We start from the raw sequence: 19,094 nt of genomic DNA on the forward strand, positions 1-19,094 counted from the left end.
AGTGTTTCCGCTTATAATTCCAGTACATGCCCTCCATCAAAGAAGTATAGGTACTTTTCTGATACAGGTTCCTTCCAGATAGATTCTAATGCTCGGGTATATAACTCAATTTGGACTTTATACCTTTCCATTAATACCGGCCTAGCTTCAGAAAAGCCGCCCTGATAACGATCATGGATACCGTCGGTTTTATAATCCAATAAGACGATTCCCGACTCATCTCTGAATACACAGTCAATGACACCTTGTACAAGGATCGTTTCTTCAGGGGCTCCCTCTCCCGTTTCTGAAATTTCACTAAGGGGGACACTCATACTGAATGGAATTTCCCGTTGTATATTGTGAGCCTTAATCATTCGCTGACCAATCCCAGTTCTAAAAAATCCGATGATATTATCTACCGAGATGGAACATTTTTGCTCTTCCGTCAGAATTTCTTTATGAACAAGGGTTGATAAAAGATACTCCACCTTCTCTTCCGTCGGTTCCCCATCTTCGAAAGAAATATGCTGCATGACCGTATGCATGGCCGTTCCCTTTTCGGCTGGGGACAACTCTTTCGACTGCATGAATTGAGGGCGATTATAGACAGGTTTATGATGGCGTCTCAGAATATCGATACTTGACGCTTCGTCTCTTATTTCAAACATCCTCTTCAGCTCTGAGACAGATTGCTTCGAACGAAGATTCGTTGCACGTAAATGAGGGTACTTCCAGGACAGTCGGTGTAAGACTTCTTCTTTATGGACGGACTCCAGTTCCACCGCTGCACCAGTCCTCACGAGTTCTTTCCAATTATCATCCACACTTAAAGACTCTTCATCTTCTGCAATGAGCTCTGACTTATCAATCTTCGTGATTTGAAAGCGGGAAGGATGGCTCAGGATCTCCTCATTGATTCCGCTTCCCTCCGACACTTCTCCCCCCAACTCTTTGCCATGTGGATGACGCATGAGGGACGGACCTATCCAATCAAGATAGGAACTCGCAGCGGCCCGGTCGTAATCAGATAATAACCATTCAGTCTGACTTAAAGCGCCCCTCCATTTTTCAAGCGACTTCTCCAGACTCTTCACAGTGCCGACCAGGAATAATTTCTCCTTGGCACGGGTCAATGCTACGTACAGCACCCTCATCTCCTCAGAGATTGCCTCCATCCGTTTCTTTCGCTTGAACGCCAATTGTGGGAGGGATGGATAACTGATCCGTTTATCCGAATCGGTATATTTCACAGCCAAACCAAGATCTTTATCTAATAAGTATGCTGCATTCAAGTCCATAAGGTTGAATTGCTTAGAAGTGCCGGCGACAAACACAATGGGGAACTCAAGTCCTTTGCTTGAGTGGATGGTCATTAAACGCACCACATCCTCCTGTTCACTCAAGGCTCTTGCTACACCCAGATCATCCCCCCGTTCCCTCATCCTGTCAATGAAACGCAGGAAACGGAATAATCCCCTGAAGGAAGTCTCTTCATATTGACGGGCCCGGTCATATAGTGCTCTGAGATTAGCCTGACGCTGCTTCCCTCCAGCCATTCCCCCTACATAATCATAGAAACGGGTATCGCGGTAGAGCTGCCAGATCAATTCTGTCACGGAACCCTGACGTGCCTTCGTCCGCCAATTCTCGAGGTGATATAGGAACACTTTCACCTTTTCAAAAGTCTCTTCTTCTCTCGGATTGCCCGGTTTCTCGCTGGCAAACCTCTTTAACGCTTCATAATAATTTCCCGCCCTTGAATGGATCCGGACACTGGCAAGACCTTGTTCATCCAGTCCTACAATGGGGGATCTGAGAACCGAAGCAAGGGGAATATCCTGGTACGGATTATCAATCACTTTCAACAGAGAAAGCATAATGGCGATCTCTGTCGCTTCAAAATACCCTGTAGATAAATTCGCATAAATCGGGATACCCTGCCGTTTGAATTCTTCCATGATTTCCGCCGCCCAAGGCATAGAGCGTAGCAGGATGACAACATCACGGTACTGTATCGGACGTTCCGTTTTCGTCTTGGCATCGTAGATCGGTGTACGTCCCTCGATCATTTGTTTTACTTTATTTGCCATGTAACGGGCTTCAAGAACGGATTTCTCAATATCGCCTTCGTCAAAAATGGATAGGTTTTCTTCCTCACTACCGGATGAAGAATCCTCGGTTTCCTGGTTGATGATGGCCACTTCAATGGGAAATTCCTTCTCTTCTGGATAAGGTGCACCCTTTACAAGCTCTGCTTCCCGGTTATATTCCATCTCACCTACAGACGTTCCCATGATTTGTTTAAATATAAAGTTCGTCCCTTCCAATACTTCTTTCCGGCTTCTGAAATTTTGGGATAGATCGATTTTCAATCCTGATTCTCCACTGACTGGAAGGAACCGTGTATACTTTCCTAAAAACAGATTCGGTTCAGCCAGTCGGAAGCGGTAGATCGATTGCTTAACATCCCCAACCATAAATCTGTTTCCAACTTCTTCGCGTTCTTCTGTGATGAGAAGAAGAATGGATTCCTGAACCATATTCGTATCCTGATATTCGTCCACCAGTACTTCTTTAAACTTCTTTTTATATTGTTTTGCAGCCTCTGAAGGAACCAAATCATCATATGAAGGGTCTCTCAATATGTCGAGACAGAAGTGCTCTAAATCGGCAAAGTCAACGAGCCCTTTCTCTTCTTTCACTTGTCTGAAACGTCTGCCGAACTCCACCACTACTTCCGCTAGAGTGTGAATCACACCCTTCATCTTCCTCATATCTTCCAGGAATGTTCCGGGTCTTCTAGAGAAAAAATCCTCCTGAAGCTTCTCTACCGTTTTCTTCCCCTGATCACGAAGCTTCTTGGCTTCATCCACGATGTCCTTATTGAAGTCATCCCCTCGACAAGCCTTTAACTTTGTAAATGGTAAGGTTTGAATGGTTTCATATAAGTGATCCCAAGAAGTAGTAAGACTCCTTTCAAGACTCTCAACAATCTCTATATCACTGAGGAAATTCTCTGCTCTAGGGCCAGGTCCCCCAGGCACTCTGGTGAGTTCCAACGCTCGTTGAAATAATCGTTTGGCTCCATGAAGCTGTAGCCGTATATCGGTCAGCAATGGTTGGATAAAGGCAAGCTGATCAATTTCCACTCCTTCATCCAATTCATACATCTCTTCCAGCCCTAATAGCCATTCATCTGGGTTTGGATGAGAACGGGAAAAATCATACAGTTTCCTGATCATATCCTGCAGTGCCCCATCACTTCGATCGTTCGTGAACGTATCGACAAGCTTAAAGAAGGCATGATTATCCTCTTTGCCGTATTCCTCTTCAAACAGTTCATCCAGGACCTCATCTCGGATTAGGTCTCCTTCTGTTTCATCCGCGATCCTGAAACCAGGATCGATATCGATGAGGTAGTAATATTTGCGTATTACTTCAAGACAGAAGGAGTGAAGAGTAGAAATGGATGCCCGATTCAGTAAGCTCAACTGTTTTCTTAAATGATGGGAATGGGGATCCTCATCAATCGCTTTTTCCAGCGCAACCCCAATCCGGTGCCTCATTTCTGCGGCAGAAGCATTGGTAAAGGTAACAACCAATAATTCGTCCACGTCCATTCTTTCTTCTTCTGCAACGATCTTCTGAATGATCCTCTCCACCAGAACAGCGGTCTTACCCGATCCTGCAGCTGCTGCAACAAGAATATCCTGGCCCTTCGCCCAAATCGCCTTCCATTGGTCGTCGGTCCACGTTACATGATCTGGCTTGCTTGGAATTCTGTCATTACTCATTGGATTCTACCTCCTCTCTCACTTTCCGTAATAAATCTTCCGGTTTGGCTGTCGGCAGCACTCTATAGTCGTTTTCCTCCAACGACTGATCAAATTGACAGACGGATCGGAATGAACAGAACTGGCACGGAGTCCGGTCCTTCAGCTTATAGGGAGCAATCTCCGTCTCACCTGAGATGATGCGGTTCCCTGAAGCTTCATAGAGCTTTCTGACATGTTGACGCATATAATGAAAATCTTCATTTGAAGCCGCTTTTGATCGAGAAGTCAACGATCCATCCTTCTTGATCCCGGCTGAGATGATATCTGAATTCCCGGTATCGAGGGTTTGGTCCATCAATCGGACGATCTCTGAATCTCCTAACACAAGCCCCTTCATTTTAAAGCTTTTAAAAATTTCATTTTCGATCTGATCCATCGTCAGGATCTTTTTGCTATTGATCATCGGATTATGAACGTGGAAATAAAGGACGCCGGCAGGCTTCGCTTCCTTCCCGACGAATTGTTTCGAATTCGTTAAGACAATGTCCAAATACGTCAGCATTTGAAGGGCCAATCCGTAGTATACTTCCGTCATATCCAGATCCCTTGCACTCGATTTGTAATCGACGATTCTGAGATACACCCCGTTCGGATCTTCTGCTTTATCCACACGGTCGATCCTCCCCTGCAGCTCCATCTTCGTCCCATTTCTCAGTTGGAACTGAAACGGTGGAAGTGTTGCATGTGGTCCGAATCCAAGCTCCACCCCGACAGGCACAAACCCGCTCGCCTTCGCGTGTTCACTGAGGATAAGACTGGCCCGGCTGATGATTTGCTCAAGCTTCTGAGCAATATAATAATGCCGGTTTGAGCTTAATAGGATCTGGTGCTGAAGTTTCGGAGCGAGCATGAGTACTGCTTCCTTCGCCAACTGCAGACACTGTGATTTGGAGAGGGATGCCCACGTCAGACCATGACGCTCCACTTCTTCCGATATCCATTTTAAAGCTGAATGGAACATTTCACCGATATCCGGTGCTTCCAGCTTGAAGAAATCCCGCTCTCTCAGCTTCAACCCGTGGCTCGCAAAATGAGAGAACGGGCAGCTGTGAAACAACTCCATCCGTGATACACTCGCCAGAATATGATCCCCATACAACTCTTTGCTCGTATCCTCAGACAGTTGTTGTCCACGATTTTCGTAAAAGAGGCTCGATAAGATATGCCCGGAATGCCATTTCCAATCATTGGACGTTGTATAGAAGTTATACACATCCCACCAGAAATCATAAATGGGATAGTCCCTTTTCTTTAACTGCAGCTGGGACGTCAAATGGGAGATTGTCACATTCGGATGGCAGACGTAATGAAGCTGTTCTTCTTCTGTTAATTCCGATGGTTCATTGATGAGAAGCTTTGTACCCGCTTCCGGGAACATTTCGTTCAATCGTTTGATGAAAGATGAAGGTAGAAGCGCCTTCCCTTCTTCATTGGCGATCGGATAGCTGACGAACAGTCGCTCACTTGGAGTCGTGAAGGCTTTATATGCCACAAACTCCTCATCCAATAGCTTCGTCCTGTTGCTCGGCGCGATCTTGAATCCTCTATGGATCAGCGACTCTCGGTCTTCTTCAGACAGGACACCTTCTTCATTCATTTTCGCTGGAAGGACCCCGTCATTCACTCCAATGATGAACGCAGCTTTAATATCGCCAAGCCTGGATTTTTCCAAGTCCGCAATAATGACCTGATCAATGGCCGGCGGAACTAATGAGAATTCCATCGTTTCAATCCCCGCATCTAGAATGGAGGAGAATTTCTTCATGGTGGTTGTTTCATCACCGAGCATTTCTACATATTGATCGAGAAGATCCATTACTGCTGACCATGCCTGATCATGTTCCCTCGCTGCGATCAAATTCCCCTTCTCTTCTGCTTCAATACGCATCCGTTCAAGCTTTTCAGGTATATCCAACTCTTCGAGATACAAATATAGAGCCTCACAGAACTCCCTGCCAGTGGCCCGCTTCTTTAGTCTTTTACCAAAACGGATGATTGGTGCGGAAATAAATAATCGCAGCTCATTGATCTCATGCTCCAGTTCTCTTTCACGATCGGTCTGTGGTGCATCCACATGCTCAAGCCCCCGGAAACGACGGTATTTCCAACGATCCTTTTTCGTCCACCGGTCCCCCTTTATCCCGTAAGCCAGCACATAGTTCTCAAGTCGGTCCATTTTTTCACGCAAGTCTGTGGGGTTCTTCTGATAAGGGAACAAAAGGTCCGTTTTTACTGCCCTGAAGACTGGTTCATATCTCCAGTTCGTGTTCATGATCTCCAGTGTAGACCGAATAAGCTCAATGAGAGGATGATTTAACATCGTCCGCTTCTGATCTAGGAAAAACGGGATCGCATAATCTTGAAAAATCGTTTCGACTTTATCACGGTATTCCTGGCTGTTTCGTACCAAGACAGCCATATCCTTGTATCGGAACCCTTCTTCCCGTGCAAGCTTCCTGATTTCCCTGGCCACACCTTCTATCTCTGCCCGGCGGTTGGAAGCTTCCAGGAATTCAATGGTCCCACTTCCTCTATCAAAAGGGATGGTCGGCCGCTCTTCAAAATGACGCTCTAAATGAAGCAGGGTTTCACTCTGATAGCGAATTGGCTTTGTCATCATCTCTTCTTCCACCGTCTGCCCTGCCCCTCTGCATATATCCTGAAGGGTATGATACGTTTCATTCGTCATACGATACAGGCTCAATTCGTTCATAGCACCCATCAACTGTTCCGGATCCGTTGTAAGGGCAACCGTTACTTTTTTTGTATGCTGAATAAGCTGATCGATGATGAGATATTCCTGCGGCGTGAAACTATGGAATCCGTCTATGTAAATCTCTGCCTTCTTCAGAAGATCTGAATTTTTCACATGATCTGAAAGCAACTGAAAATAATCTTCTGAATCGATGTATTTCCCGAGAAGCCTTTCCTCGAACTTCTCGTAAATCAACTCAAGGTCATGAAGTTTGTCCTTCAATGCGTTGGACCGTTCATTGTCACCCTCAAACCCGTGCAGGTCGGAGGGAGATATACAATACCGTTTAAATTCTTTGACAATCGCTTCAACATGATGAATGAAACCCGGCTTGTCCGAGGCCTTGTTGAAAATATGAAGATCTTCCTTGTTTTCTTCTATAATCTTGCGGATCATCATGTTCAATCCGACTTCAGATAAATGATAACGGCTCATTCCTCCCGTTTCCTGGAGAACCTTCCACGCAAGGCGTGTGAAGCTGAACACTTGCCCCCGGATCATTCCGTTCAATCCCGGTGTGTTCACGAGCTCATATTCCGATATAAAGGACATTTGGTCCGGTACGATATAGATGATGGGATCGCCATTCGGGGCTTCCTGCAAGCTCCTTTTCATCTCATTCAATATATGGTAGGTTTTCCCCGTACCGGAGCGTCCGAGAATAAAACGTACAGCCATCCTCTCACTCCTTTTCTCATACTCTATCTATTCTAACCCATGGGCCATATGAATTTTTGTATAGGTTCATTATAGTACACAAGTAGAAATCTTTCCTGTCTCAATCTTGATTGAAAATATTTGGAACATCTACACATTGTTTTTTAAAAAATAAGGCATTTTTTCATGAATGCAACAGAAATTCTGCTGGTCTTATTGTGAAGGCATATTGCTATATATTTTCATTGCTTAAAGTGAAGTTTTTCTGGCAGGTACTTTGATTATCTTTTTCATTGCTTGGGAAGGGACGGTGTATCGTGGTCTGAGGAGGTAGGAGATCGGCAATTATTGCCAGACCTCCATCCTTTCCTGTAGATTCGATGTGTGCAGCTCGAATTGGACATTGTCGGGAGTAAGGAAATTGATACTCCATCCTCTGCCTCTCTTTAAAGGTCCCCTTACGATCTGCACCCCCTTCTCCTTCAGCAGATGAACAGCCTCATGGAATCCTTCCTCATCGATGCTGAAAGCGACATGATGGATTCCATAGCCCGCGGACGTAGCGAGATCCTCTTTTTCCTGAAGACAGATCCATACCGGTCCCCATTCCAGATACACATCCTTTCGTCCTTTATGTATGAGGGAAGCCTGCAGGATTTCTATGTAAAAGGGGAGTGAGTCTTCTAGACTTCTAGTGTTGATTGTCAGATGGTTAAAGCCTGAAATGTTCATTAATATCGCTCCTTTTGTGACGATCGACCGTTTTTATAAAAAAGAAAAGTCGTTCGATAGATTTCTAATGTTTGACCATGTGGATGGGGAGCTTATTGCGTCATTTCGGGTGGGAATTGCGTCATTTTTTCTATATTTGCGTCATTATATTTTTTATTGCGTCGTTTTTTCGTTTTATGCGTCATTCTGAACGGTATTTGCGTCATTTAACAAATAAAGGAAATCGACTGAGCGCTCGATCCCACCACCCTCTCTTTCTCCCCACGCCAAAAAAAGAAGGACCTCCTCATCCTTCCTTCCATTCATCCGCTAATAACCCAAATAAAAACATGTCATACCTCTTTCCATCTCTCTGAAGGAATTGACGGTAACTTCCTTCTTTCATGAACCCAAGTGATTCATATAATCGGATCGCCCTCTCATTATACGAAAATACCGTCAATTGAATACGGTATAAATTCAACTCGTGAAAGGCGTATGCGAGAAGACATTCCATTGCTTCTCTGCCGATTCCACTTCCCCATGACTTTTCGTCTCCGATCAAGATGCTGACCCATCCCACTCGATGGGTCCAGAGAATGCCGTCCAATTCTACAAAACCGATGATCCTTCCATCGTCCTTCAGACGGATCGCAAAACGAAAGGCATTCTCTCCCGGATTCATCCATTTCTTGATCTCTTCCTCTGATTTTGGCCTGTGGGGAAGGGCATCGAATAATCTCTGCACTTCTTCATTCAGTCCCCACTCCCTGATGCTCTTCACATCTTCTTCCTGAAATCCTGTTAAATAGATTCTCTTGCCTGTCAATAAACGTTTCATCCGTTTTCACCTCGACATATGTATTTCGAGGGTATTCATCCCTTTTCCTTTATTGCTCCCTGAAATCGTTTCGTCAGCTCTTGTTTATTGACTTTGCCCACATCGGTTTTCGGAAGTTCGTTTATAAAATGATAGTCTTTGGGAACCTTGAATTTTCCGAATTTCTGTAAACAATATGTCTCCACATCTTCAATTGATAAACGCTGTCCATTACGTACAGAAATGAATGCCGTTACGACCTCCCCCCATTTTTCATGAGGCAAACCGATCACTGCACACTCAGAAATTTCCGGATGCTCAGTTAACCAATGTTCAATCTCCAAAGGATAGATATTTTCCCCGCCTGATATGATCATGTCTTTCTTCCGTCCAACGATATAATAATCTTCGTCTTCATCATACTTTGCCAGGTCTCCGGTATGAAGCCATCCGTCTTTTAACACCTCTTGTGTTTGTTCAGGTTTTTGCCAATACTCTTTAAACAAATGGTCTCCACCTAATAACAATTCTCCCACTTCACCCTGTTCAACAGGATTTCCGGCATCATCCACGACCTTTACCCGGTTTAGCATCATCGCTTTTCCAACTGACCCCTTTTTCATACGTGATGGATCGATATAGAAATTATTGGGACCTGCCTCTGTCAATCCATATCCTTCTTTAAATGGGATCTTCTTTTCGTTGAAGAATTCATACACCTTCCCAGGACAAGGCGCGCCTCCTGATAGAAACACTTTCATTTTAGGAAAGGGGGTATATTTGAATTCCTCTCTTTCGAGAAGTAAGTGGTACATTGTTGGGACAAGCAGTACAATGCTGCATCCAAATTCATTCAGAGCCTGAATCGCCTGTTCTGGAACAAACCGTTCAGCGATCACTACCTTTCCACCGATCATCAGAAGGGGAAGGGATAATGCATTTAACCCTCCCGTATGAAAGGTTGGTAAGTAGGTCAAAGTACAATCATCCTTTGTCAGATTCCAGCTTACCACAGTATTCATTGCATTGGCCGTCACCGAACGATGGGAAAGGACAACTCCCTTTGGGCTCCCCGTCGTACCACCTGTATAAATCATCAACCATGGATCCGAGGGAGAGAGTAGATCCTGGGATAATCCTTTATTATTCCCGGAGTATACTTCCATCGTGATTTCGTCTATACAACTCTTCAAACAGCCTCTAGGAACTTGTGTGATAAGGGGATGAAGATTTTCTTTATAAAGGATGAGCTTCGGGGTACAATTTTCTGTAATCGCCCCTATCTCTGAAGGGGATAATCGCCAATTCAAGGGAACAAATACAGCCCCGATCTTTCCACACGCAAATAGGATTTCGAAGCACACCGTATGATTTCTGGCCAGGTACACCACCCGATCTCCTTTCACGATCCCTTTATCCTGCATATATTGAGCCCACTTAGACGCCCGTTCATCTAAAGTGCGGTAACCGATCATCTCGTTCGTAGCGGCATTCATTAACGCAATTTGATCAGGAGAGATCATTGATCGCTTCTGCAACCAATCTGTGACTCTTTCCATATTCATCTCCTCCTTGGAATGGTTGGTTTCATCATAGGAGATATTGGTTACAAATGAGTTACAGGACCGCTCTATCAGGATTCCGGCTACAAAAAAAAGACCTGGAAGACTCCAGGCCCAAACTCTTTACCAAATCATTTCCGCCCACTCAGGGTGATCGATGAATGGATTTCGATTTCCTTGATATTGTTCATATATGATGTTATTTCTGCGGATTTCCCTTTCATCGACGGGATCTTGCTCATTCCACTGCAGAAGTACAGACATTTTGCCCATATAAGGGGCACTTCCGTTGTTTACATTATTGTTCAATTCTAAATCTACCTCGCCGCTGTCTCCCTCATAACGGACATCCATGTAGAAAATCATTCGAGCAACATCACCTTTCACTTCATCACGAGGCTCCCAAGAGTCGCTATCATAGTAGTTCCCCGGGGCTTCGCTATGCTCGGTCCCGCCATTGTCGAAGTCCAGGTTTCCTCTTGTGGAGTTGACTGTCACATCCGTCGGCCGTAAATGATGAAGGTCCGTACCCGGCCCCTGGGCCGTCCCGAAATCTCCGTGAGATTTCGCCCATACGTGCTCACGGTTCCAATCGTTCACTCCGCCTCCGTTTGTCGTTTTCGATTGTGATCTGCCGGAGTATAGAAGGATGACATTATTTGAGTTGTTTGGATCTTCATCCGTATTGCGCAAAGCTTCCCATACAGCGTCATAAGAAAGGGTTTGATGATCATCAATGATGTTATGTAAAGCTGTTTTCAAGGCATCACCGGTTTTCCCTTCCGCTCCATTGTAGTATTCTTCATAAGCCGGAGGATCCGATGGGTCTGATGGAGGATCTGTCGGATCGGTTCCACCGCCTTCCACTGATTCGAACGCAGACGTCGACTTTACTCCCGGATGGGAAAAGTAGGCTGTCAAACTGCCTGTTACCTTGATTTTTTCACCCATTAGTCCCGGGTTACTTTGCAATCCAAAGGTTGAACGGTAGGAAGATGGAATTTGGACATACACCATTTGGTCTGCATTAGCCTCTGATGGTGAAGCAGCTAGTGCCAATGCATAATCGTTTGGAAAGTTATTTGTGATAACGGATGTTGTTGAGGTTGGCTGACCGACCACATACCCTTCAACCGACTGAGTGGAACCATTTTGGTTGGATATTGCTTGATCCACTGTATAAGGAGAACTCCACGTCCCACTTCCCGCAGCACTCATTTGACTCGGAGATACTTGACTGCACGCAATCGTAAAGAGAAATACAATAGCAAAAATCCCTAACACTTTTTTGTGTACAAACTTCAAACTGCTTCGCCTCCTTAAAATGTATTACACATTTAGCGTACAACACCCATTGTCATAATAGGTTTAATTTTGTGTAAATAAGGAAAAATGAGCCAAATTTCACAGCATTTGTGAAAGGAGATGATTTCGTAAAAAAAGAACCGTCCCACTCTAGGACCGGTTCTTCCCTACACTACATTCCCTCTACTAAAACAGAAGCGCCCATGCCTCCACCGACACATAATGACGCAATTCCCTTTTTCAAATCACGGCGCTTCATTTCATGGAGCAATGAAACAACAAGTCGTGCGCCTGTACATCCAACTGGATGCCCGATGCTGATTCCGCTACCATTCACATTCACCTTATCACGATTAAGCCCCAACTCTTTCTCCACTGCCAAATATTGAGCAGCGAATGCTTCATTGATTTCAAATAAATCAATCTCATCCAAAGACCAATTTTCAGTGGTATGTAAGCCTTTCTGAATGGCCGGTACCGGACCGATTCCCATCAGTTTTGGGTCTACGCCCGCTACAGAATACCCGACAATTCTTCCAAGCGGCTGTAACCCCCTTCTTTCTGCCTCTTCTTCACTCATTAAGATCAATGCCGCTCCACCGTCATTCAAGCTTGATGAATTTCCGGCTGTGACGGACCCACCTTCACGAAACGCTGGTTTTAACTTTTGCAGTTTTTCGACTTTAAGTCCTGCACGGGGGCTTTCATCTTTCTCGATGATTTTTTCGCCTTTGCGTTCTTTCACTGCAATCGGTACAATCTGCGAGTCGAAAGATCCATTTTCCATGGCAGTCACTGCACGCTCATGGCTCAACGCCGCATACTCATCCTGCTCTTCACGGGAAATGGAATGGATTTCGGCGAGGTTTTCAGCAGTTTCCCCCATCATAATGCCATGAATCGGGTCTTCAAGCACCTCCCAAACCGAGTCACGGATTTCTCCATGCTGCAATCGTTGACCGAATCGGTGCTGTTTTAAAATATATGGGCTGGAACTCATTGCTTCCACACCACCGGCAAGAACAATATCGGATATGCCCGTTTGAATTTGCATGGCTCCCGAGATGATCGCCTGCATGCCGCTTGCGCATTGGCGCTGGATCGTAAAGCCCGTTGTTGTGTCGTCAAATCCTGCAAGTAATGAAGCCGTCCTGGCCGTGTTTGGCTGATCAGTCCGCTGGATGCAATGCCCAAGAATCACTTCATCAATGTCTCCTTCAGACAATCCGCTTTCCTCCGCGGCTGCTTTCATTACTGGTACTATCAAGTCTGTCGGGAGCAGTTGCTTGAACGCTCCCCCAAATGCGCCTACCGGCGTACGAAGTGCCGATGTGATGACTACATTTCTCATCTTGTCACTTCCCCTTTCTTATGAAATTACATCATAATGCCACCGTCAACATGAAGGACGGTGCCATTTACATAATCGCTGTCATCTGATGCGAGATACAAATAGGCCTTTGCAATATCATCCGGTTTTCCTAATCTCCCCAGCGGGATCATGGCTTTCATTTGATCGATGACTTTCTCAGGAACACTCGCCACCATGCCCGTCTCCGTAAATCCGGGGGCGACTGCATTGACATTGATTCCTTTTCGACCTAATTCCTTCGCCCACGTTTTCGTCATCCCGACGACTGCTGCTTTTGTAGCGGCATAGTTGGTTTGACCGACATTTCCGTAAACTCCGCTGACAGAGGAGGTATTGATGATTTTGCCTTTACCCTGAGCGATCAGGTGGGGCAGGACTGCCTGGGTACAGTTGAACACCCCGGTTAAATTGACATCGAGCACCTTCTGAAAATCTTCGGAAGAAAGCTTATGAACCATACCGTCCCTGGTGATTCCGGCATTGTTGATCAATATATCGATCTTGCCGAACCGCTCTTTTACTTCTTTAACAAAAGAGTCAACGGAAGAACGATCTGCAACATCCCCTTGAAAAAAGGCTGCTTTTCCCGTTCCTAGATCATTCAGTTGTCGTGCTTTTTCTTCCCCGGTCTCCTGGTTGAAGTCCACAAGGGCAACATGACATCCTTCTTTTATAAATGTTTCAGATGCTGCGTATCCAATTCCGTTTGCTGCGCCTGTAATCAAGGCGACTTTCCCTTCAAGCCTCAAGCCAGTTCCTCCTTCTTTTGCAAAAACGATTGGATGATGTGAAGCAACTGATCCAAATCGTCTATGAGTGGTGAATGTCCACTATTCTTTAATTCTACAAATTGTGCATTTTCTCCTATATCCTCAACAATTTCCTCAGTCATTTCTTTCGTGATGACATAATCCCTGTCACCCCTTAATACCAGCACAGGAATCGAAATCGATCCTGCTTTCTTCGTTCCTTCAACAAGACCATTATGGGCATTGCTTATATTGAACGTATTGAGAGCCTGATAGATATGAGCCAGGTTCCGTTGTGTCCTCATATCATCGATGTATTCTTCGTAGCGTCCCTCATCGGGCTGGGCATGGGTATAGATAAGGGCATTCCATAGGCTGCGGAGAAACGCCCTGTCATTCTCATCATAGGCCGCTTGTACAGGGAAGGTCTTCCCCTTATCAACCATCACTTCATCTATTGTGCGTAGGCGATTTCCGAGATCCGGGGTACCGTCTTCTTTTGTACCGAAGAATGGATATCCCCTTGTCGAAGCAGATGCCAATAAGATAAGATTGTTACAATATTCAGGGTGATCAATGACAAATTGCATGGCCACCGCTCCTCCGGTGGACCAACCGACCATTGAAAACCCCTTGAGATCAATTCCGTCCACCCAATCCTTCAGATCGTCTGACAAATCTTTGATACTCTCAATTCCCCTGTGATAACTGGACTCTCCAAACCCTCGCAAATCAACGGCATAAATCTTATAACGTTCATCCATATTATCCAGGACAACATCCCAATGCTTAGATGACGTCATATTTCCGTGTACAAGCACGAGAGGAATATGTCCCCCGCTTCTTTCACGATAAGCGAACGTTTCACCATTCCCAAGCAATACTTTCTTCAGTTGAACACTTGTCATATCGTTTTCCCCCTTTTATCCACTTCCCCAAATGACGGTGGTTGCGCCCCAGGCGTACCCAATCCCGGCACTGACCAGGACCACCAAATCCCCATTCTTTAGTTTCCCTCTTCCTTCCGCCAGTTCCAATGATAAGATTTGATCGAACTGGCCAATATGACCGTATTCCTCCAGATAAATCGACTGCTCTTCGGAAAGACCCAATTCCTTTAAGACATAATGATGGGCGGACCTTTTCATGTGGAGCATGGCTACATAAGAGATGTCTTTCTCTTCATATCCGCTTTTATAAACCGATTCCCGGACAACCTTCAAGAAATGATCCATGGATTTCTGTTCCAGTCTTCTTTTCATTCCTTCAGGATCGGTCACATCCAGCTTATATCGGTGGAGAGAGTCTTTCGTCAACGGTTCCTTCGTTCCTCCTACCGGTACGATGACGTCTTCTGAAAATGAGCCATCCGTGATGATGGACGTTTCCAATACTGTATTTTTTTTGAGCTGTTTTTGGAGGATCATGGCCCCTCCCCCTGCCGCCAGGTTAAACATAAAACGTGTCCTGCTATTCTTGTAATCAATGAAATCACTGTTGCGATAGCCTCCTGCCAGGAGCACTGTTTTAATGGCAGGATCTGTTTCCAGCAGGCTTTTTGCGAGCTTCATCGCCATTATGGTGGTTCCGCAGCGCAAGGCAACATCGAATGACCAGGCATTGTATGCTCCGATTTCTTCCTGGAGCTTAATACTGGCAGTCCAGAGAGGGTACTCTTTATGCTCTTCCCCTACGTATATGACCACATCAATATCCTTTGGGTCGATGCCCGCTTTTTCAATGGCTTTTCTAGCAGCCCGGATACCCATGACGCACGTATGGTCATCCTCACTTGGAATCGTTTTCTTTTTGATCCCCATTTTGCTTTCTACAACCTCTAATGGAAGTCCTGCTTTTTCCGCAATTTGTTTACCGGTCATAGTGGATGAGGGTAAATATATTCCTGTACTCAGTATGCCGATTGTCATGAAGATCCCCTTCCTTTTAGCTTGCGATGTTTTTCTCTACTCTGCGCTCTTGCTTTATCCGTTTTCTATTTTTGACTTTCTTGAAGGATCCCACAATACCTGCCGGGAAGAACATCACGGCCAGAATATAAAGAATCCCGAAGAAAATGATCCAACGTTCAAAGATTGGATACGTTTTGGCGAGCTCCGTCAGCCAGTGGTGGGCAAATTCAATCAAACCTGCGCCAACAATCGGACCGATGAGCGTCCCGACTCCGCCGATGATGGTCATCAATAACGCATCAAGGGTCACATCCATGGTAAATACACTGGTATTGACAAATCGTAAGGACAACCCGTACAAAGAACCGGCAAAGCTTGCCGTCACACCTGCAATCACACTGGCTAAAATTTTATAATGGAGAACCTGGAATCCGATTGATTCGGTCCTCTGCTCATTCTCCCTGATTGCCTGGAGAACCGATCCCGCTGGAGATTGCGTGAATCTCTTTAATAGCCAAAAAATGACGGCCATCGCACCTAGACAGACGAAGTAAAAGACTAGTCGATCCTTGACTAAATCAGGTGTCCGAAACGTGAACCCATCATTCCCAAAGGTCAGGGTTCTCCATTTTTCAGCCCCTACGAGGAATAACCCTGCAAATGCCAGTGTCAACATCGCATAAAAATGGCTTTTAAGACGTAACGTCAAGAGTCCCACAATGTAGCTGACTATTCCTGCAAGCACTGAAGCGACAAAGATGGAGACCACAAGCCAGAACATGGTTGGTTCCATCCGATCGAGGAATATACCGGTGGAATATGCCCCGATTCCGAAGAACATCGCATGCCCAAAGGAGACAATGCCTGTATATCCCAGAAGGAGATCATAGCTCATGGCGAAAATGCCAAAGATGAATACCTGCGTCAGAAGAATCATCATGCTCCTGGAATCGTTAAAAAATGGGTAAACGATTAAGACAGCCAGTGTCATTCCTAATAATAAGTTTGACTTAAATTTGAGAATCTTCACTTTCTCACCCCTTTACCGTGAATAATCCCTGCGGTCTAAATATAAGAACGAGTGCCATTAAGATCATGTTGATTGCGAGAGATAATTCCGGAACATAATAGGTCATGAATGAACCGGACAACCCAACTAAAATCGCTGCAAATAATGATCCCGGAAAGCTTCCCATCCCTCCGATCACCACTACGATGAAGGCAAGGATCGCAAATTCCATCCCCATTTCGGCATAAATGACGCCAGAATATGGAGCAAGCAGGATTCCCCCCAATGCTGCAAGAGCGGACCCGACCATGAATACATACAAAAATACTTTCTTGATATTGATCCCAAAGGCTTCCACCATTTCTTTATTCATTACCCCTGCCCTAACGATTAATCCGATCCTTGTTTTATTCAAGATGAGCTGTACGATCGTGAAAATGATCAAACCAATAATAATAATAAATACACGATATTTAATGACAATGATATCCCCGATTGCCCAGCTTCCTGCTAAATATTCAGGTGCTTTGGCCGACAACTGATTCGGCCCCCATACCACTTTCAATAATTCCGAGAGAACGAGCATAAATCCCAGGGTAATCAAAATTTGCTGCACATGATTTCCATACACAGGCTGTATGATAAATTTCTCTGTTACCAAACCCAATATCAATCCCGTCACAATCGCCCCGATGATTCCGATCATAAAGCTCCCCGTCACAGAATACACCCAAACCCCGCTGTAAGCCCCCCATGCAAATAGTCCACCGTGGGCAAAATTCAATACATCCATTAATCCGAATATGAGCGTCAATCCAGCTGCCAGCAGAAAGATCAGCATCCCTGTCGCCAATCCATTCAGTGCCAGGTTAATGATGAGGTCCATCCCATCCCCTCCTCACGCGATTCCTAAATATTTCTTTTTCAATTCTTCATCCTTGACCAACGATTGCATCTGTCCATCGTGAACCGTAGTACCATCGTCGATAATATAGAATCGGTCGCCGATCTGACTCGCCATCAAGAAATTCTGCTCTACGAGGAGAATCGTCGTTCTCTCTTTCATTTCTTCAATCGAGTGCATCACCTTCTCGACGACAATCGGTGCGAGCCCCTTACTTGGTTCATCAATCAAGATAAGCTCATTATTGTTCAAGTACGCCCTTGCGATGGAAAGCATTTGCTTCTGCCCACCGCTTAAATTTCCGCCAGCTTTCTTCCAAAACTTCTTTAGATCCGGAAATAGATCAATGATCCAAGTCATGCGATCCTCGGTCTCTTGATCCTGGGTTTTCATGGCTACTTTCATATTCTCCTCCACTGTCAGGTCGCCAAATATCCCCTGATCCTCGGGCACATAGCCGATGCCTTTTCCCGCTACTTTAAAGGTAGGAAGACCTTGGATTTCTTCCCCTTTATAGATGATTGTTCCTGACGATGGCGGGTTTAGTCCCATGATGCTCCGGAGACTGGTCGTTTTGCCTGCGCCGTTTCTCCCGAGCAGGACGGTCACCTCCCCCTTTTTCACTTCAAAGGAGACGCCTTGAAGGATGTGATACTGCCCGATATACGTTTCGATTTGATCTACTTTAAGCAGTGTGTTCATCGTATAGTCCCCCTAAATATGCCGATTGTACCTGCTCATTTTTCATGATTTCCTTCGGATGACCATCTGCAAGCAACCGTCCATTGAACAACACCATGATGCTGTCTGATAAATCCATGATCATATCCATCTTGTGTTCAATGAGGACGATGGTTTTTGTTCCTTGGGATTTGATGGTCCGGATCACTTCGAGAATCTGCGGGACTTCTTCCAGTGACATTCCTGCTGTCGGCTCATCCAGAAGTAAAATTTCCGTATCCAGAGCAAGGAGCATGGCGATTTCAAGTTTTCTTTTTTCTCCGTGCGCAAGGTTGGCTGCAAGGGCGTCCGCTTTACCCGATAACATCACAAGCTTCAATAATTCATACGATTCGTCCATCATGTCACTGAATGATTTTATATTCCGATGCATTACATAACGGATTCCACGCTTTGACTGAACGGCTAATCTTACATTCTCTAAAACCGTTAAATTCGGAAACACATTGGTCATTTGAAAGGAACGGCCAACCCCCATGCGGGCACGTTTTGTCGGGGACAATCTGGTGATCTTCTTTCCTTTAAGGAAAACATCCCCACTCGTTGGCTTTAACTGTCCGCTCAATAGATTAAAGAGCGTCGTCTTCCCTGCTCCATTGGGCCCAATGATCGATTTGAATTCCTTTTCAGGTACAGACAATGTCACATCATCAACGGCTGTCTGGCCACCAAACCTAATACTCAGATTCTTGGTTTCTAAGATACTCAACCTGCTTCACCTCTCTTAGATTTCATGAAAGGGGCTGACTGAATGCGTCGAAACACCATGTCAGTCACCCCC

At 45.3% G+C, this 19,094-nt stretch carries 14 protein-coding genes; all 14 read right to left on the reverse strand.

The annotated features are described in order from the left end of the window. Positions 1-11 precede the first annotated feature (11 nt). The 14 genes from addA to ACIGG7_RS12695 all read right to left on the reverse strand — a co-directional run bounded on the left by addA (position 12) and on the right by ACIGG7_RS12695 (position 19,022). Positions 12-3,776, reverse strand: a complete 3,765-nt coding sequence (gene addA / locus ACIGG7_RS12630) for a helicase-exonuclease AddAB subunit AddA (RefSeq protein WP_397549933.1) — start codon at positions 3,774-3,776, stop codon at positions 12-14. Then, positions 3,769-7,251, reverse strand: a complete 3,483-nt coding sequence (addB, locus tag ACIGG7_RS12635) for a helicase-exonuclease AddAB subunit AddB (RefSeq protein WP_397549934.1) — start codon at positions 7,249-7,251, stop codon at positions 3,769-3,771. Before addB ends, addA begins: the two co-directional genes overlap by 8 nt. A 324-nt stretch (positions 7,252-7,575) precedes the next feature. Then, positions 7,576-7,962 (reverse strand): VOC family protein, encoded by a 387-nt coding sequence (locus ACIGG7_RS12640; protein ID WP_397549935.1) that lies wholly within the window; start codon positions 7,960-7,962, stop codon positions 7,576-7,578. Between the two features lie 286 nt (positions 7,963-8,248). Next, positions 8,249-8,782: a GNAT family N-acetyltransferase gene (locus ACIGG7_RS12645; RefSeq protein ID WP_224941596.1), complete on the reverse strand. Its 534-nt coding sequence runs from the start codon at positions 8,780-8,782 to the stop codon at positions 8,249-8,251. 35 nt (positions 8,783-8,817) lie between these two features. Then, complete coding sequence (locus ACIGG7_RS12650; protein ID WP_397549936.1) at positions 8,818-10,320, reverse strand: class I adenylate-forming enzyme family protein; 1,503 nt, start codon at positions 10,318-10,320, stop codon at positions 8,818-8,820. Between the two features lie 126 nt (positions 10,321-10,446). Then, a complete protein-coding gene (locus ACIGG7_RS12655; protein WP_397550051.1) occupies positions 10,447-11,571 on the reverse strand; it encodes an endonuclease in 1,125 nt (374 codons plus the stop codon). A 229-nt stretch (positions 11,572-11,800) separates the two neighbouring features. Further along, positions 11,801-12,979: a thiolase family protein gene (locus ACIGG7_RS12660; RefSeq protein WP_397549937.1), complete on the reverse strand. Its 1,179-nt coding sequence runs from the start codon at positions 12,977-12,979 to the stop codon at positions 11,801-11,803. A gap of 26 nt (positions 12,980-13,005) precedes the next feature. After that, complete coding sequence (gene fabG, locus ACIGG7_RS12665) at positions 13,006-13,749, reverse strand: 3-oxoacyl-ACP reductase FabG (RefSeq protein ID WP_397549938.1); 744 nt, start codon at positions 13,747-13,749, stop codon at positions 13,006-13,008. Then, positions 13,746-14,657: an intracellular short-chain-length polyhydroxyalkanoate depolymerase gene (gene phaZ / locus ACIGG7_RS12670; protein WP_397549939.1), complete on the reverse strand. Its 912-nt coding sequence runs from the start codon at positions 14,655-14,657 to the stop codon at positions 13,746-13,748. Before phaZ ends, fabG begins: the two co-directional genes overlap by 4 nt. 15 nt (positions 14,658-14,672) lie before the next feature. Continuing rightward, complete coding sequence (locus tag ACIGG7_RS12675; RefSeq protein ID WP_397549940.1) at positions 14,673-15,677, reverse strand: 3-oxoacyl-ACP synthase; 1,005 nt, start codon at positions 15,675-15,677, stop codon at positions 14,673-14,675. A gap of 16 nt (positions 15,678-15,693) precedes the next feature. Continuing rightward, entirely contained in the window at positions 15,694-16,650 is a 957-nt protein-coding gene (locus ACIGG7_RS12680) for a branched-chain amino acid ABC transporter permease (protein WP_224941697.1), read from the reverse strand. A gap of 43 nt (positions 16,651-16,693) precedes the next feature. Beyond that, positions 16,694-17,554 carry a branched-chain amino acid ABC transporter permease gene (locus ACIGG7_RS12685; protein WP_397549941.1) on the reverse strand — a complete coding sequence of 287 codons (861 nt, stop codon included), beginning with the start codon at positions 17,552-17,554 and terminating at the stop codon, positions 16,694-16,696. A 12-nt stretch (positions 17,555-17,566) separates the two neighbouring features. After that, a complete protein-coding gene (locus ACIGG7_RS12690; protein ID WP_397549942.1) occupies positions 17,567-18,274 on the reverse strand; it encodes an ABC transporter ATP-binding protein in 708 nt (235 codons plus the stop codon). Beyond that, the gene (locus ACIGG7_RS12695) at positions 18,258-19,022 is read right to left on the reverse strand and encodes an ABC transporter ATP-binding protein (RefSeq protein WP_397549943.1); all 765 of its coding nucleotides are present in this window, start codon (positions 19,020-19,022) and stop codon (positions 18,258-18,260) included. Before ACIGG7_RS12695 ends, ACIGG7_RS12690 begins: the two co-directional genes overlap by 17 nt. Positions 19,023-19,094 lie beyond the last annotated feature (72 nt).

Source organism: Rossellomorea sp. NPDC077527, from assembly GCF_044542955.1.
In the GTDB taxonomy this organism is placed as follows: Bacteria; Bacillota; Bacilli; order Bacillales; family Bacillaceae_B; genus Rossellomorea; species Rossellomorea aquimaris_E.

Bases quoted from the DNA above. Each gene is read 5' to 3' on its own strand.
- addA (WP_397549933.1), bottom strand. From the start codon at position 3,776: ATGAGTAATGACAGAATTCCAAGCAAGCCAGATCATGTAACGTGGACC.
- addB (WP_397549934.1), bottom strand. From the start codon at position 7,251: ATGGCTGTACGTTTTATTCTCGGACGCTCCGGTACGGGGAAAACCTAC.
- ACIGG7_RS12640 (WP_397549935.1), bottom strand. From the start codon at position 7,962: ATGAACATTTCAGGCTTTAACCATCTGACAATCAACACTAGAAGTCTA.
- ACIGG7_RS12645 (WP_224941596.1), bottom strand. From the start codon at position 8,782: ATGAAACGTTTATTGACAGGCAAGAGAATCTATTTAACAGGATTTCAG.
- ACIGG7_RS12650 (WP_397549936.1), bottom strand. From the start codon at position 10,320: ATGGAAAGAGTCACAGATTGGTTGCAGAAGCGATCAATGATCTCTCCT.
- ACIGG7_RS12660 (WP_397549937.1), bottom strand. From the start codon at position 12,979: ATGAGAAATGTAGTCATCACATCGGCACTTCGTACGCCGGTAGGCGCA.
- phaZ (WP_397549939.1), bottom strand. From the start codon at position 14,657: ATGACAAGTGTTCAACTGAAGAAAGTATTGCTTGGGAATGGTGAAACG.
- ACIGG7_RS12675 (WP_397549940.1), bottom strand. From the start codon at position 15,677: ATGACAATCGGCATACTGAGTACAGGAATATATTTACCCTCATCCACT.
- ACIGG7_RS12680 (WP_224941697.1), bottom strand. From the start codon at position 16,650: ATGACACTGGCTGTCTTAATCGTTTACCCATTTTTTAACGATTCCAGG.
- ACIGG7_RS12685 (WP_397549941.1), bottom strand. From the start codon at position 17,554: ATGGACCTCATCATTAACCTGGCACTGAATGGATTGGCGACAGGGATG.
- ACIGG7_RS12690 (WP_397549942.1), bottom strand. From the start codon at position 18,274: ATGAACACACTGCTTAAAGTAGATCAAATCGAAACGTATATCGGGCAG.